The organism is Leptospira borgpetersenii serovar Javanica (genome assembly GCF_003046425.1).
GTDB classification, from domain to species: domain Bacteria; phylum Spirochaetota; class Leptospiria; order Leptospirales; family Leptospiraceae; genus Leptospira; species Leptospira borgpetersenii.
Genome location: NZ_QAJG01000019.1, coordinates 44,206 through 59,976, shown reverse-complemented (window position 1 = coordinate 59,976; position 15,771 = coordinate 44,206). Strand labels below are relative to the sequence as shown.

General features: G+C 40.9%; 11 protein-coding genes and 5 pseudogenes. 6 read left to right on the top strand and 10 right to left on the bottom strand.

All coding sequences use genetic code 11. The features are described from left to right. Nucleotides 1-219 (top strand): annotated as a pseudogene (locus CLV95_RS14160) (hypothetical protein); the annotation flags it as partial. Nucleotides 220-443: 224 nt separating this feature from the next. Here the strand turns inward: CLV95_RS14160 and CLV95_RS14150 are convergent. Further along, nucleotides 444-1,520, bottom strand: a complete 1,077-nt coding sequence (locus tag CLV95_RS14150) for an integrase core domain-containing protein (RefSeq protein ID WP_002735952.1) — start codon at nt 1,518-1,520, stop codon at nt 444-446. Between the two features lie 396 nt (nt 1,521-1,916). On the opposite strand from CLV95_RS14150, the pseudogene CLV95_RS19445 reads away from it, so the two are divergent. The 3 pseudogenes from CLV95_RS19445 to CLV95_RS20125 form a co-directional block, all read left to right on the top strand. Continuing rightward, nucleotides 1,917-2,164, top strand: a pseudogene (locus CLV95_RS19445) (hypothetical protein). Between the two features lie 6 nt (nt 2,165-2,170). After that, nucleotides 2,171-2,468: pseudogene (locus tag CLV95_RS19440) on the top strand (hypothetical protein); the annotation flags it as partial. Between the two features lie 135 nt (nt 2,469-2,603). Then, nucleotides 2,604-2,727, top strand: a pseudogene (locus CLV95_RS20125) (IS481 family transposase); the annotation flags it as partial. A 237-nt stretch (nt 2,728-2,964) separates the two neighbouring features. Here the strand turns inward: CLV95_RS20125 and CLV95_RS14145 are convergent. The 3 genes from CLV95_RS14145 to rlmN are packed head-to-tail and all read right to left on the bottom strand — an operon-like array spanning nt 2,965 to nt 6,084. After that, nucleotides 2,965-4,701 carry an ArnT family glycosyltransferase gene (locus tag CLV95_RS14145; protein ID WP_002727019.1) on the bottom strand — a complete coding sequence of 579 codons (1,737 nt, stop codon included), beginning with the start codon at nt 4,699-4,701 and terminating at the stop codon, nt 2,965-2,967. Between the two features lie 12 nt (nt 4,702-4,713). Beyond that, nucleotides 4,714-4,998: a Cys-rich protein gene (locus tag CLV95_RS14140; RefSeq protein ID WP_016749058.1), complete on the bottom strand. Its 285-nt coding sequence runs from the start codon at nt 4,996-4,998 to the stop codon at nt 4,714-4,716. 30 nt (nt 4,999-5,028) lie between these two features. After that, nucleotides 5,029-6,084: a dual-specificity RNA methyltransferase RlmN gene (rlmN, locus tag CLV95_RS14135; protein ID WP_026053945.1), complete on the bottom strand. Its 1,056-nt coding sequence runs from the start codon at nt 6,082-6,084 to the stop codon at nt 5,029-5,031. A 165-nt stretch (nt 6,085-6,249) separates the two neighbouring features. Between rlmN and CLV95_RS14130 the strand changes: the two genes are divergently transcribed. Next, nucleotides 6,250-6,924 (top strand): hypothetical protein, encoded by a 675-nt coding sequence (locus CLV95_RS14130; RefSeq protein WP_002735913.1) that lies wholly within the window; start codon nt 6,250-6,252, stop codon nt 6,922-6,924. 128 nt (nt 6,925-7,052) lie between these two features. Here CLV95_RS14130 and CLV95_RS19435 read toward each other — a convergent pair. The 3 genes and pseudogenes from CLV95_RS19435 to CLV95_RS14110 form a co-directional block, all read right to left on the bottom strand. Then, nucleotides 7,053-7,967, bottom strand: a pseudogene (locus CLV95_RS19435) (Rpn family recombination-promoting nuclease/putative transposase). A 184-nt stretch (nt 7,968-8,151) separates the two neighbouring features. Then, nucleotides 8,152-8,910, bottom strand: a complete 759-nt coding sequence (locus CLV95_RS14115) for an indole-3-glycerol-phosphate synthase (protein ID WP_002728266.1) — start codon at nt 8,908-8,910, stop codon at nt 8,152-8,154. Between the two features lie 7 nt (nt 8,911-8,917). Next, nucleotides 8,918-9,250, bottom strand: coding sequence for an STAS domain-containing protein (locus CLV95_RS14110; RefSeq protein ID WP_002556323.1), 333 nt, complete (start codon nt 9,248-9,250; stop codon nt 8,918-8,920). A 78-nt stretch (nt 9,251-9,328) separates the two neighbouring features. Here CLV95_RS14110 and murD point away from each other — a divergent pair, with 78 nt between their 5' ends. Further along, nucleotides 9,329-10,717, top strand: coding sequence for a UDP-N-acetylmuramoyl-L-alanine--D-glutamate ligase (murD, locus tag CLV95_RS14105; protein WP_002728282.1), 1,389 nt, complete (start codon nt 9,329-9,331; stop codon nt 10,715-10,717). 659 nt (nt 10,718-11,376) lie between these two features. On the opposite strand, the gene CLV95_RS14100 is transcribed toward murD, so the two are convergent. From CLV95_RS14100 to CLV95_RS14090, 3 genes are all read right to left on the bottom strand, one after another. Continuing rightward, complete coding sequence (locus CLV95_RS14100) at nt 11,377-13,359, bottom strand: GAF and HD-GYP domain-containing protein (RefSeq protein ID WP_016762568.1); 1,983 nt, start codon at nt 13,357-13,359, stop codon at nt 11,377-11,379. A 161-nt stretch (nt 13,360-13,520) separates the two neighbouring features. Further along, on the bottom strand, nt 13,521-14,915 hold the full coding sequence (flgE, locus tag CLV95_RS14095; RefSeq protein WP_002735986.1) for a flagellar hook protein FlgE: 1,395 nt from the start codon (nt 14,913-14,915) through the stop codon (nt 13,521-13,523). 36 nt (nt 14,916-14,951) lie between these two features. Further along, nucleotides 14,952-15,767 (bottom strand): flagellar hook capping FlgD N-terminal domain-containing protein, encoded by an 816-nt coding sequence (locus CLV95_RS14090; protein WP_016749057.1) that lies wholly within the window; start codon nt 15,765-15,767, stop codon nt 14,952-14,954. Nucleotides 15,768-15,771: the final 4 nt, after the last annotated feature.

Here is a 15,771-nt window from a genome sequence, read left to right as displayed (position 1 = left end):
AAAGGATTTGGAGCGAGCGTCGGCGGAGGCATGAAGCTGATGGAAGGCCTTGGAGTGGGAGCCACACTTTCCTACAACGAACAAACAGGATTCGGAACAAGCGCGGGATTACAAGCAGGAACAAGCGCACTTAGTTTTAACGCGGGAATAAGTTATTCCGAACAAGGAGGAATTTCAGCTAACGCTGGCCTCGGACTCGGAATGGGTAAAAACGGAACCTGAGTCTCGCAAAAACTAAAATGACGGAAGTTGAATCCGAGATAGCAGACGCATGTGATAAAATGAAAGAATTTGAGAAAAAAGAGAGCTAAAACTGGAATAAAAAGATTCAAAATATGGAATATACGGAAAGAAAAGAGGGACTAAAGAAACAAAGCAAACAGAAGTATGGGAACCCTTCGCCGAATAACGGTGCACAAAAGAAAACTAGAAACAAGCGCGGGTTAGGCAGCGTCTTCGTAAGAATATATGTGGTAAAGACCTCCGAGAACGGGAGTGGAAACGAGTTTCATCGATCCATCCAAAGGACGTATTAAAACCGGAGAAGAAACGGGACTGTCTTTGTTTAAGGCGAGATGAGTTCTGTGGTTGTTGTAAAAATGAATGAACTCTTCCAATTTCTTTTCCAAGTGATACTGATTGAGAGGAATGAAGAAATCCAAAAATTCATTTCTACATGTCTTTATCCAACGTTCCGCGTAACAATTTTGCCAAGGAGAACGAAGAGAGGTTTTTTTGTGTTTGATGCCAATTTTTTCCAAGTATTTGGTAAAGCGTTTCCCAAAAACGGAATCGTTGTCGGAAAGAAAATAATAGAAGGTTTTTCCTGCTTGAATTTGCTTACGAACGGCAAACTTCAAAACCTTTCGCATCCAATTTGTAGTCGGGTTTGTATGAATATCGAAATGAAGAATTTGTCTAGAGCCGACGTGAAGAAAGAAAACGACGCGAAAGATCTTTTTAAAATTGGAAGAGTAAACGGAAAGGGTATCGGAAACAACCATAGAATCGGCATGCAGAGAATAGAACTCTTTCCAAGAAAGACGTTTTTTAGGACTATGAGGACGTTTTGGAATATATTTAGAAACGGTTCTTTCACAAATATCATGACCGAGCTTTAGAAGAAGGCCGTGCAGTTTTGTAGCTCCCCAGATTTTGTTTTCCTTAGCAACTCTCCGAATGAGTTTGATGACTTTCCAAGGAATGTTTGGTCTCCCTGTTTTCTTTTTACGGGAAAGAAGGGCCCAAAATGTTTTGAATTTATTATTTCTCCATTCAAGAAGAGTATGGGGAGAAACAAGAATTAGATTTTCGATCCAATTGGGATCAAGACAGGAAAGAAAGACAAGTTTCAATCTTTCGAAAGGTTTTGTATGGAATTTTTTTCGTTTTCGTTTGTAAGCAGAGAGTTGTGATTTTAGAAATAAGATTTGAATGGAATTTTTTGATTCTGCTCCAACTTTGTTGATAACATGAAAAATCAGCACCAGATTGAGCAGAATAGAGATTTCGTAAAACAACCATTAACCTCGATTAAACACTGATTCCAGCGGAAATAGATGCAGTAAGACGTGGAATTATGTTGAGTCGCCCGCAACCCTTATGTGAATGTATCGTTATATACATATCACAAATTGAATCTTTTTTGAATGATCGTCTAATTTTGTTATTTATCAGTGATATAATAATTAAAACAAATCATAAAGTTTTATAATTTTGTTCGAGCAAATGACTCCGAGAGCCACGGAACTTTCAATGCGAATTCTAAAACAGAAATATACTATTTTCCTAAACTTTGAGTCTCGATCCCTAACTCAGCGAAACGCTCCCGTGCAGAATCCACACGTAAGTTAGCAAGCTGTTTCCAGAAAACGAGACGTATCACTTAATAGAGTGCTTCTTTCATAAGAAAACGAATGAAGAAACTATTGTGGACATCCGCAATTTTACTTTTTGCAATGAGTAGCTTTACGATCAGTAAAGTTAGGTTACGTGACGCCAGCAACTCACGACACGGCAGGATGTAATCGTCTGAGGATGCCCTTTTATCGTAACGAATATACTGAACGATATGAATAGTGCTTTGTTGAATAAAGGTAAATCAGAACTTTCGAATGTAGGATTGAAATTTACCCGCAGCAATTGTGCCCAACACGGAGTTTAAAATAACATGAAAAGAGCGTTCAAGGTATTAACTCTGTGTATATTGCTTTTGCTTGTATCAGTGGATTGTTTTTACAACTGGGGTCAGTTTAAAAGATATTCAGTGAGGGTGCCCGCGGATTTGGAAGTCATTGGAAGTGGAATTCATGTAACGGGAAGCGATTGCGCTTTTTGCTTACCCGTTGGTACACGAATAGCATAGCAGAATCGGTTCGTGATGTTTTAAAATCGACTCCTGGAGCCACGGTTTGAAAGACATAGATGTTAAAGCACAATCGTATCAATACGTTTTCTTTGGTTGTATTATGGGTTCGTCACGATTTGGAGATCTTTCCAAAAAGACTGAAGGCGTTAGAAGAGTTTATGCTCAAGGTAATTCTCCCGTATTTACCGAATCCCAAATGCAGGTATCAGAAAGAAGAAAATTAGAGAAACAAGTTGAAGGAGAAATAGAAACTAAAACATCCCGGATATTTAGGACGCCAAAATACGTATAACGTAAGCACAATCAAAGGTGTAGAAAAGATTTACCAGAAAACCTTTATCGACTCCTATTCTAACGTGAATGTAGTATTCGTATCAGTATAAAGACGGATTTAAAATGGAAGGTTTTTTTCGGAACATTCACTCCTCAGATAAAAGTGAATTCGTTAAAAAAATAAGTGAAAATAAACCCACAAAGGTAGGAAAAGCAGTCCCCGGCTTTACCCAGGGACCAAAACCAAACCAGGCTCACAATTTAGCCTAATTCATTTTTCGGGTGAAAGCCGAGATTCCCCTCATCTTTTTTTTCGAAAACCCTCATCTTTTCTGAGAATTTTTTAAGGTGGCTTTCATCAAAATCACCTTACCCACGATCCGATCTCTCCAAGCTTTCAAAAAGAATTTTCCTTCCGGAGTCGCGACCTTGTAGGAAGGAAATTCTTTGACGGTTTCAAATTCGATATCGTCGCCAAAGAACTCGCCCATCTTCGGAAGCCATTTGTCTTGAACGATCAAATAACGTTGTCCGTCTTTTTGAATCGCCTCGACCAAGATTGCGGGATCAAAAAGTGTCCTTGAGATTCTCCTGGAATAATAAGCATAGGACCTTTTAGAAGCGGGAACTCCGAAAAGAAATAACTTTTCCTTACCCGGTTCGTTCTCGCGGATGAGAGTCCCGATCTCCTTAGAGGGTTGATACGATGTGAGCATAGGATAGAGATATAAACTCACGATCGAGAAAAAGAGGGAAACCGGAAAAATCCAATATGCGAGCAACCTTCCTTCCTTTTCGGACCGAAAATACACCCAAAGAAAAACCCCGAGATAAATCAAAGGAAGAATCAGATAACTCCAACCAACCTGAATACTGATTGAAGGCAAAATAAAAATCGGAACTAAAAAAGCTCCTGCGGTAAACAGAAGAAGGCTCAAACGGACCTTATCAATAGAACTACCTTTTTTAGAATCTTTGGCAGACAAAAGAATCGATTCCAAAACCCCCGCACCAATTACCGCAGCAGCAGGAAGACACCAATAGATATACTGAGGAAGCTGGTATCTGGAAAAACTGATCAAAAATAAGAATAAGAACAACCAAAAACCGGGAACAAAATCCCGATTTGTATATTCATTTTTTAGAATATTCTTGAATACACCTTTTACTTGCCCTTCCTTAAGAAAAAATCGGACCCGCTCGAAAACGAATCCGGCAAACGGTAGGATAAAAGCACCGAACGCCCAGGAGAAATTGGAGTAAAAGAACAAAGGATTGAATTTCTGATTGTACATCTTCACGTAAAAGCGGCCGAAGGATTGAATCCATAAGAAGAAATACGGACCGTAAGTTTGAAATTCAAGATACAAGGGAATCGACCACAAAAGCGGCGGGAAAAGCGCAAGAAATGCTCCTGGAAAGAGTTTCATTTCCGAAAGTCGTTTCCAGTCTCTTCGGAATAATATATCACCTCCGATCGAAATTCCGGGAATCACCATCGCAATCGGTCCCTTCGTAATAAAACCGAGGCCCATCGCGAAATACATTCCATAATAGTAATTCTTATTTTTTTTAAAACCCAAATAATAAAAGGTATGAACCAATATCAGATAGGGAGTCAGATAAACGTCGATTTTAGGGTCCACTACCATAGAATAAAGTCCCGGAGAAAGGGCGTACAAAAACACCGCGATCCAAGCCCTCAATCGACTTCCCGAATAAAGTTCTGTGAGTTTGAACATTCCCCAGAAAGAAAGAAAAGTGAACAAAAGAGCCGGAAGACGAAACGCGAAATTTTGATAACCGAACACGAAAAAAGAAAGGGAAATTTTCCAAAAAGTAAGAATCGGTTTATCCAAATACTTTCTTCCATTGTCCCGGATAAAAAAAGGATTTCCTCCCTCCACCATCTCTCTTGAAATTTCCGCGTACTGGGAAGAATCGATATCGATTACGTCCAAAGGAAGAGTTAGGATCAAAGGAAGAACGGAAACGATTAGAAGGACGAAAAGAACTCGTATGGAAATCGGTCGTTTATCATCTACGAAAATTTGATTCATAAAAACTCCTTTTTAATCCATAAACCCGGATTCCATCACGCAAGCATTAAAACCTTTGCATGTGGTTTCGGATTCAAAACAAGGAAGGACGAAACTTTGTTCCCGGATACAACCACTCTCACAATCGATCATCGCTTGACTTTTTTCAACTTCCGTAATTTTCGAATTTTTGAACTTCGTTACGGCACACTGCACGAAGAACTTGCAAGCGGAACTGCATTTTTGCTGAACATATTCCTGGCAGGAAACGAAAGAAAAAAGACATAAAAAAAGAATAAAAGTTCTTTTTGAATTCATTGCCCCATTTTTCAGAAACGAAAACCGAGGTCAACTTTTTGAAGCGAGCATTCCACAAGCGCCGAAGATATCTTTTCCGGGCGATCTTCTGTTGAGAATCGGAACTCCGGCCGGTTCCAAAAGAGTTATGAATTCCGCGACCTCTTGCTTTGTGGGTCTTCTCCATCCGAAAAATTCGGTATTAAGCGGAATCACATTGATCTTACAATCAAGAGATCTTGCGATTTTTACGAGCTTATTTGCATTCTCGGGTCCCATGTTGACTCCGGGAATCATCACATATTCGAAAGTGATTCTTCTTTTTAACTCTCTTGTAAAATCTTTTGCAGCTTGTAAAAGTTCGGAAAGAGCAAACTTCTCTTCGATGTCCATGATTTGTAATCTTCCGTTCGGATCCGGATGATTGAGAGAGATCGCAAAATTATAAGGTTCCTTATTTTCGATAAAACGTCTGATACCGTTGACTACTCCAGATGTCGAAATCGTAATTCTTTTGGCCCCCAGATTAAGCGCATCGGGATCATGAAGAATAGAAGCCGCGCGTATCACGTTGAAGTAATTGTGGAACGGCTCCCCCATTCCCATAAAAACAACGTTAGTCGCATTGTCTTCTACGATTTTTTCCACCTGGAGAACCTGGTCCACGATCTCATGGGCCTTTAGGTTCCCTTGAAATTCCAACTTTGCGGTCGCACAAAATTTACAATTGAGAGTACAGCCGACCTGGGAAGAAATGCAAATCGTCTTTCTTCCTCCGTCTCCGGATGGGATCCAAACGGCTTCGAATTCCTTTCCTTGTTCGGATGCGAACGTGAACTTTTGAGTTCCGTCCACGGATTTAAGATGTTTGACAACTGTAAGTTGTGTCAGAGAACAAAGGCCCTCTAACTTCTCCTTTAACGTTTTGGAGAATGTGGTAAATTGTTCCCAAGACTCATAACGGTTTACGTATAATCCGTGATAGATCTGTTTTGCGCGAAAAGATTTTTCTCCGAGAGAAACCATGATCTCGGAAAGTTCCTTTAAGGTTCTTCCTTTTAACGGAATTTTTCCGGTTTGAACTTCTCCGAGAATCTCTTGCGTCATAAGGATGTCCTTATTGTCGATTTTTTTCAAGCCCCCCATAGAGGACAGTCTCATTTTACGGATTCTCATGTTCCAATTCAGCTTTTCCGTCTTTGTATCCGCTGAATTCATTGTCAAAATTCAAGGGTTCAAAATCTTGATCTTATTCTGTAAAAAGTGAAAATTATGAATAGAATCACTCTGGTTCTCCTCCTTCTAATTTCATCTCTATCTTGTTTCGTTATAGAAAACACAATCGAAAAAAAGGAAAAAGATACGGCCGATGATTTGAAAGTATTGACCCTTCTACAACTCGCGCTCACTTCAACTTGCAAATCGGGTCTGGTCACCGACAGTTTCGTATGGTTAAACTCCAGCCACGTGAATTATTATACAAGCCCGTATATCGGTAAACTAATTGATGGAACAAATTTTTGCTACGGTGAATCGCTAAACAGTGGAACAGGAGTTTATGCGACGTTTGATTACCCAGAACCCGGAAATTATAAGATCCAAATTTTGAATGAAAAGGAAGGCGCTGCCCGCCGTACAATCGGTGCAGTTCTTAAACAAGATATAGAAAGAGTAACGTCCATTCAATTTTCCGATTATCAAAATAAACTCGCCTTAATTCCGTACGATTACAGAACTCCTTTTGATACGAATCCTCCCGTCTGCATCACCACACGCGGAGTCGGCCAAGTTATATGCACAGACACGGCAATGGCCGGAAGCCTAAGACGATCCTTATTCCTTACGTCATTCTCCACTTTCTCAGGCGGATATACAATCACCTGTACGGGAAATTGCGCCACATTCCCTGAAAATAAGGGGAGAATCGTAATTACGAAAGAGATGTGATTTCTGTACATTTTTGAAAACCGGAACCTTAAGAACCATAAAGTTCTAAAATCAAGTTTTTAGAAACCAGACCGCTTGATGAACGAAATGAGGAATAAAAAGGGCTAAATGCTGATGAAGAACATAGATTAAATCACTCCGTGGTCTTTTAAATCTTGTTTAGAAAGACCAGTGATACGAAGAACTGCTTCTAGCTGAATATCTTCGGAAAGCATATTTCGAGCCGTTTCAATCTTGCCTTGTTCAATACCTTGCTGTATCCCTTCTGAAATGAGTCTCTCCGCTGTAGTCATCGTTAGTTCCTCGTATTGTTCCAATTTTGATATTGCCAAAACTCTTTTGAGTTCCGTAGGTTTTAAATCACGGGCCCAATAAATATACAACAACAGTTTCCGCAGGATTGCAACCCTTTTCGATTCTTCCTCGATTCCAAGTAATAGGGAAAATAACCCCGGTAAGTGAGAAACAAATTCTAAATCCCCTTCTCGGATTCTTTGAACCACTCCCAGAGTGACTTGAAACGTGATACTTTCCAACTTCTTCTTCAGTTCTACCTCTTTCAAATCGAATCAGTCTATTTTAAAATCGGGAATAAAGTCCTGAAACACGTCCGTTTCTTGTTTTGTTAATACGAACTGATTCAAAAATCGATCTCCCAATTTCCATTCCTTTTCTCCGTGATAGAACACGAACGGAATGACTACGGAAAGCGGCTCTCCGTTTCTTTGTTGGTTTCGATAGATTTCCGTTAAATATCCTAATAATTGAATATAGATGGTGTTTTCTAAATAACTTTTGTGTTCGAAAAGTAAATAGACATTCGACTTGTTTCCGGACTGGAGTGGGATTTGAAACAACAGATCCGTTTGCTCTTGTTTTAGTTCCTCGGATACAAAACTCGATTCGGTCAATTCCAAGTTTTCCAAGTCGAGTAGTTCGACCACTTCCGGCGGTAACGTGTTTTTAAAAAAAGTAGCCGCCTCTTTTTTGTCCTGAAAAGTTTCTCGGATCAGTCGATCGTGAGGATTGTTCACTTCGCTCATCCGTTATCTTGGGGCTATCGTTTTGCTCGGTCAATTGTATTCGGGAATCCATTTCAAGTTCAAGGCTTAAAAAACCTACATTTTTCAGATTTCAGGACAGCCCTAAGCCAATTTTATACACACGATCCTGAATGAAATTTAAGATACCGAGAGATAAAGAAATACATTAATAAATTCGAAAATTCTAAAATAGTTCCAACCAAGCTTTACGGATATCCGACTTTTCCATAAAATAGGTTCCGATCAGGGCCGCGTTGACCAGTTTTCGAAACCGGTCCAAATCGGAACGACTCCCTACTCCGGATTCTCCCACTTTTACTACGTTACGCGGTAAAAAAGCGGTTACTTCTTCGACAAGATTTTGATGAATCTGAAACGTATCCAAATCCCTCGTATTGATTCCGATGATTTCGGCCCCACAATCTAAAGCAAGTTTCGCCTCATCCGGTGTGTGAACTTCAACCAAACTATCCATACCGAAAGAAGAAGCTGACTTTAAAAACGTTTTGATCTGTTCGGGAGTTAAGATTCTCACAATCAAAAGAATCGCAGAGGCGCCGAATGCTCTCGCTTCCCGAATCTGAATCTCATTCAGGATAAAATCCTTTCTTAAAATCGGAATTTTCAACTCGGAAGAAACATTTTTCAGATCTTCCAAAGATCCTCCAAAATAATCCCGATCGGTAAGAACGGAAACCGCAGAAGCTCCTAAAGCCTCGTATGTTTTAGCGATTTGAACGGGATCATAATCGGCACAAATCTCTCCAGCAGAAGGACTCTTGTGCTTACATTCCGCGATGATGGAAAAACTTCTACTTTTCAGAGATTCTCTAAGTCCAAGTCCTTGATAAGGAACCGGATCCCAATTTCGAATTTTTTCGATTTCGTTCTGTTTCGTTGCGATAATTTCCCGGAGGACCCGGTGAAGTTGAGATGAGGACATCAGAGGTTTAGAAAGATTTCAAAGCCTCATCTTCGGTTTCACGAATGTCAAAAAGAGAGGTGAGTTCGATTACGTCAAAAATCCGTTTCACTGCCGGTTTGATATTACTAATTTTTAATACACCTTCTTTCGAGTTTAATTTTCTAAGAGTGGAAATACAAGCTCTGAAACCGGACGAAGACATATAATCCACTTCCTGCATATTCAGAATCACTTTTTTATGACCTTGATTGTCAATCAGATCATTTAGATTTTCCTCAACCTCATTGGCGATGGAAACATCCAAACGTCCTTTGAGATATACAATCAAAACGTCGTCTTGTACTTTATGCTCAAGCAAGGGAACATCCTTAGTTTTTGCTACTGACAACTATCGAGGACGAAAATACCCTGTCAATCACTGTTCAACGGTTTAAAAATGAAATTTCCCGAGTCCTTGAAAGGCTTAAAGATTCTTGTGTTGGGAGGAGGTATTTCCGGAAACTCCGCACTTGATTTTTTAATCTCCGAAGAAGCACAACCAATTCTATGTGATCGAAATCAACCCGAAACGATCTCCGTCCCTTTCTTTCACGACAACATCGATCCACGATCTTTTTTTGAAATTTCATTGATCATCAAATCTCCCGGAATTTTACCGACACACCCGATTCTTTCTTATGCAGTCGAAAAGAAGATTCCCGTGTTTTCCGAAATTGATCTCGGCAGATTTTTTTTTAAAGGGAAAATCATCGGTATCACAGGCACGGACGGAAAATCGACGACAACTTCTCTGGTTGCTCATCTTCTAAAAAAAGATTTTTCCGATCTCAAAGAAGGCGGAAATCTGGGAATCCCATTTACTTCCTTCTGCAAAGAACCGATTTCCTTAGCCGTCTTAGAACTTTCCAGTTATCAACTCGAAGATTCGTCTCCGCTTGATTTGAATGTGTCCGTGTTCCTAAATCTCGCTCCCGATCATCTAGAAAGACACGAAACGATGGAAAATTATTTTCGTGCAAAACTTAAAATCGCCGATCTTCAAAATCCGAATCATTCATTGATCGTCTCCGAAAAAATCAGGGAGAAAATTCTAAATTCCACTTCCGTTCGGTGTAAGTTATTGAGTTTTGGAAGAGCTACGACATCGGAGGCGATTTTAGATGAGAGTTCATCGGAGATACGAACTTCGAAATTCATCTACGACATCTCTCGATTTTATCTTCCGGGAACTCATAACCGTGAAAATCTAGCAGCGGCGATTCTTGCATCGGAAGCGATCGGAGGAAAACCGGAATCGATCCAAGCGCAGATTCCATTTTTTATGGGACTTCCCCATCGTTTTCAAATCGCAGGAGAAAAACGAGGTATTTCGTTTATCAACGATTCCAAATCCACAAACCTACACAGCATGCTCGCGGGAATGTCCACTTGGAAGAATCTAGATCGAACCTGTCTGATCCTCGGAGGTAGACCGAAACAGGAAGACCCGAAACCGCTTTATGATTTTCTAATGCGGAGAATAGGTTGTGTAGTTTTAATCGGAGAAGCGCGTTCGGTCTGGGAAAAAGGGATCCGAAACGTGATCGGAGAAAAACTATTCTCGGTCGAAAACTTAGATGAGGCATTTAAAATATTCAAAAAATGGAATGTTATTTCGGAATCGCCCGAGATCCGCAAAATTCGCCTTTCAAGCGAAATCACAATTTCGTATTTCGTTTTCTCGCCGGCCTGCGTCAGTTTCGATCAATACAAAAACTTCGAAGAAAGAGGCAACCACTTCCTTTCTTTGGTAGAAAATTTCTTAAATAACGCGAGTTGGATATAACAAAATGCGAAAGCGATTGTAGTGGAAATTCCGAAGGAATTGGAGCATTATGTTGCGACCTGAAACGGCGCCCCTTAGGAAGCCGTTTCACTGAGTTTAGGCAGCAACATTGAGTTAAAGCGCGGTCGCGAGTTATTTTATCTATGAAATTCGCGAGCTGCGACGACGACTCATAGGGAGTCGTAACACTTTAGTTTCTTATTCGCCCAAACTTTCTTACGCCCAACTCACGTTAATTAACGTGAGTTGGATATAAATAACCATCCTGATTTTTCCGCAAATAATCCGTGGGGATTACTGTGTAAAAATTAGAATAGAGCTGCCCGAAAATTAATTCTTCATCTGTTTCTGTTTCATAGAAACGGTCGGTTAAAGCAGTTTTGTTAATCGTCACTATGGAATTTTTCAACAACTCTAATGAATGTGCAACTATAACGTTGTCTTGAGCAGTATGGGAGCAATCATCCTTTTTTACATTCTTTTTGCGGTTTTAAACGACTTTTCACAATACAAGACTCCATCCCGGGTGATTAACTTTTAAATCAAATAAATGAATTTTGAAACGATTGTTTCAAGGATACTTCGATTTACAAGAGGAAACATCAGTCAAAATTACAGAATCATCTCGATCGAAAAAAAGCGGTGATTTTTCTTGTATATTAACGGATATAACCCGAGCTGGATAAACTTTCATAAATCTTCCCATCGATAAAAATCTTGAGAAGATCCGGATCAACATGATTCTCCTTTGCTTCCATTTGTAGTATATCCAATGCTCTTTCCACAGAAACAGCCCTTTTATAGGGTCGATCCTTATCGGTAAGCGCGTCGAAAATATCAGAGATCGCCATAATTTTCGATTGGACCGGAATCGAATCGGCTGTCAGTCCTCTTGGATAACCGGTGCCGTCCAATTTTTCGTGATGCGCATGCGCGATGGAAGGAACCATTTTCAGGTCCCCAGTCCAAGGAATCATACTTAAAAACTGAAACGTATGCTCTACATGAGATTCAATTTCCTTTCTTTCCGCTAGATCCAAAGATCCTTTTTTGATCGTCAAAAAACCGAATTCATATGGAGAGATCAAATGCAACTTGTCCCCTCCCGTGGTGAAATAGTTCACCTGAGCTATTTCTTCCAGCATTTGAAAATTAGATTCTTCTAATATGGATGGTTCGTTGGAACTGACAACAACCTGAAACATTCGATCGAGCCTTTGGTATTCCGCCTGGAGCTCGAATTCAAGAGAGATCTCGTAATCGGAGAAGCCGACACTCCCGTTTTTTTTTAAGTAATCCATCTTTTTTTGAAGTGTTTTGGATTCGATGTCTTTTTTGATGTATTCGAATCTCCAACGGATCAGCTCGAGTTCGTAATCTTCCAGTTTTTTGGATTTAACCAAGACCTTTTCCCGAACTCCCACTTTTCCGAAATCGTGAAGCAAAGATGCATAACGTATTTCTTTGATTTGTTCCTTCGAAAATTGAGTTTGTCCGTATTTACCTTCCCGGATGGAATCCACCGTTTCCGCCAAACCGACCGTCAGAATGGCGACTCTAAACGAATGACCGCTCGTCGTAGGATCTCTGGCTTCGATCGCATTTACGGATGCCGTTACGAAACCTTCAAAAAGAGTTTCAATCTCCTTTAAAAGATGATTGTTCTGAATCGCGACCGCGGCCTGTCCTGCGACGCTCATCACAAGCTGAGCGGAATAATCATCGAAAGGAAAAATGTCCTCCCCTTTCATCTGTTCAATCGTCAATTTTTGATTGAAATTCCTTTTTTTGTTAATAAGTTGAATGACTCCCACAACCTCATCTCTATGGTTTTTCATAGGAACTACAAGCATGGATTTCGTATGATAATTGGAAAGAACGTCGAAGTTGCTATTGAATGTATACTCCGCGTCTTTCGGCAGATCATAAACGTTCGGGATGTTCAAAATTTTTCCCGTAGCGGCAACGTAACCCGCAACGCTGGATTTATTAATCGGAAGTAAAAATTCCTCCGTATTGATATCCATAGACGAAATTTTAAACCTAAGATTACGCACAACCCCCTGTTCGTCCTTTTCCACGAGGTATAAAGATCCCGAATCGGCGATCGCTATTTCCCTCGCGCTAAAAATAATTTCCCGGAGAAGCTTATTGATGTCCTTTTCATCCGCGAGATTGATTCCAATCTGAGTCAGCTTTGAGATCTCGTACTTCGTAGTGTTTACTTTGTGTTGAAGATCAAACTGATCCGTGATCATCTGAAGCTGAGTAAATGCGTTGAGAAAGGTTTTATTTAAGATCATATCCGAAGACGATTCCGGCAGGATCGAAAAGATCAGGTCTTCCTCGATTTTTAGGTCTTCCGAGTGAACATAATCCAAGTTTTCGTTTAAAATGAAACGGCTTAAAATCAACGGATTTTTCTGAAACCGTTCGTGAATTTCTTTTTGAGTTTCTTTGAGACGAGAAGCCGACAAATAGAAAACGACGTTTAAGAATCCGATGGAATCGAGAATAGGTTCGGACTGGATGAATTCTTTAAGATTTAAAAATTGTATTCCTAAACGGAGAACGATCGGATCCAACCTTTTAACGATAGAACGAAAGTCCGTGACTATATATTTAGGAAATTCCTGACCCATCTTACCAGGAATCAATCAAACAGTACCGGAATTTATAGGAAAGAGAATTTTTCCCCGAATTTTACAAAAAAAGATAACAAATCTATAACTTGAGATGTATGAGATTTAATTCCTCTCCGACTCACTTTAATCGATCATCGAAGAGGAAATCATTTAAAAAGTTAACGTTTCAGTCCTAAAACTTCCTGAATCATCTGATCGGAAGTGGTAATCGTTCTCGAGTTCGCCTGAAAACCCCGTTGTGTAACGATCATATCCGTAAACTGATCGGAAAGATCCACATTAGACATTTCCAAAAGTCCCGCATTGATCTTACCTCTCCCTTGAACTCCCGCCTCACCGATGTTAGGTTCTCCCGAGTTCATGGAATACGCAAACATGGTATCTCCGGCTTTGTCCAAACCGGCCGGGTTATTGAAAACTGCGGTCGCGATTCTTGCCAGAGGCTGACGGACTCCGTTGGAGAATACCCCGGTGATCGTTCCGGAGTTATCGATGGAAAAAGATTCCAGATAACCCATCGTATAACCGTCCTGTTTGACCGCCTTGGTGGTAAAGTCGGAGGAAAATTGAGTGATTCCGTCCACCATTCCCGCCTCTCCGAGATTCAGATCGAAACTCTGCACCGCAGGATTACCGGCGATTCTAAAGGAGACTTTCGCGTTCAGTTTCCCGCTGTTCATCGAATCGACTCCGTCGGAAACGTAGACGAGTTTTCCGTCAGGAGTAAATCCGAACTCAAGCTCGGTGTTACCCGGAAGTTGTGTGTTTTGTCCTCCCGTTCCAGAAACATCCGCCGAAAGTTGAGTCGCATCGGTCATACTCAGACGCGCCTTCCAAGTGTTATCGCGGACTTTGTAAAATTCCATTTTGAATTCTCTCTGAATTCCCTGATCGTCGAAGGTCTTGATCGTAGTCACGTGTCCCCTTCTCATCTTAGGATCGGGGTCGTTGATCATCGCGGTGATCTCTTCCTGAGTCGCATCCGGAGGAACCGCAGGTGCGGAAGAATCCAGGTTCGATTTAAAATCGATCTGAGAAGTCGCTCTTGCGGGCTCTTTAGAATATATAGGAATGATAATGTCTTCGATCGAAGCCGAGGAGTTGATGAACTTGTTTCCTTTGTCGTCCAGTCTAGCATTCCAACCCTGAACCTTAAGTCCGTTCGCGGGATTTACGTAGTAGCCGTTCTTATCGAGGTTAAAAGCTCCGGCTCTCGTATAGAATTGTTTGTCCCCGTCCTTAACGATGAAAAATCCCTCTCCAGATATCGCGACGTCCGTATTCTTACCCGTGTTTTGGAGAGAACCTTGAGTCATGATCTTATCGATCGCTGCTATCAAAGAACCCAAACCTACTTGTTGAGGGTTCACACCTCCTATATTCTCCTTAGGCTCGGAAGCTCCTCTGAGTTCCTGAGAAATCATATCCTGAAACGTAACTCGTTCGGTTTTAAAACCGTGCGTGTTCACGTTGGATATGTTGTTACCGATGACATCCATTCGGACCTGGTGGTTCTTAAGTCCGGATACACCGGAATAGAGTGACCTCATCATAAAGCTGTTACCTCGATTATCCTTTTGTTTATTTCTTTATTCGTATGAATTGCTTTTGTTTTTTCCCGGGAACTTCCAATGGGAAGGTTTTTCCTCGGTTGCGGTTTTGTCGTTTAACGTTTTGTCCTTCAACTCTGTCGCACTTTCCGCATCGGTCGAAACCGTCGCGGCTTCCCGTTTCTCGATTGTTGACACCGTTTCTTTTTTTTCAATTTCCGTTCGCGAGGCGTTAGGCGACACATTAGAGGCGGGAAATTCTTGAGAAGGAACGGTAGTCCTAATTTCCGGAGCGTGAGTCGATGTTTGAACCGGAGAGGGCTGCTGTGATTGACTCTGATTGTAGACGGCTTCTTGTTCTTTTAAAACGACTGGATCGCTGATTAAGGAAATTTGTTCTACATCTATGGATCTTCCGTTCACACGAACGAAAGTTTTGCCTTCCCCATCGAAAAAAAGAGCGCCCGCAATTCCCGCAACGTTTTCACCGGTTACAAAATCGGGACCGGAAACGAGTTTTCCGACGAGAGAAAAACTCTGACGGTTCCCCATTTTTTGAATCCCGGTGGAAATGTTATTCATCTGTTCGAGCGAAGAAAACTGAGCCATCTGTGCGATAAAATCCTGATCCTTGACCGGGTTGGTCGGATCTTGAGAAGACAATTGCGTGATGAGAAGTTTAAGAAAATCATCCTTGCCGAGAGACTTTACAGTGGAACGGATTTCGATTCCTTTGAGACCGTTCTTTTCTTCCCGCTCCAAATTTTCCATGTGGTTCCGAATATTGAAACTTCTGTCTCCTTCAAGATAACGATTTATGGTCGCTTGTTGACTTACGCCTGTCGTTTCTGGCATGATT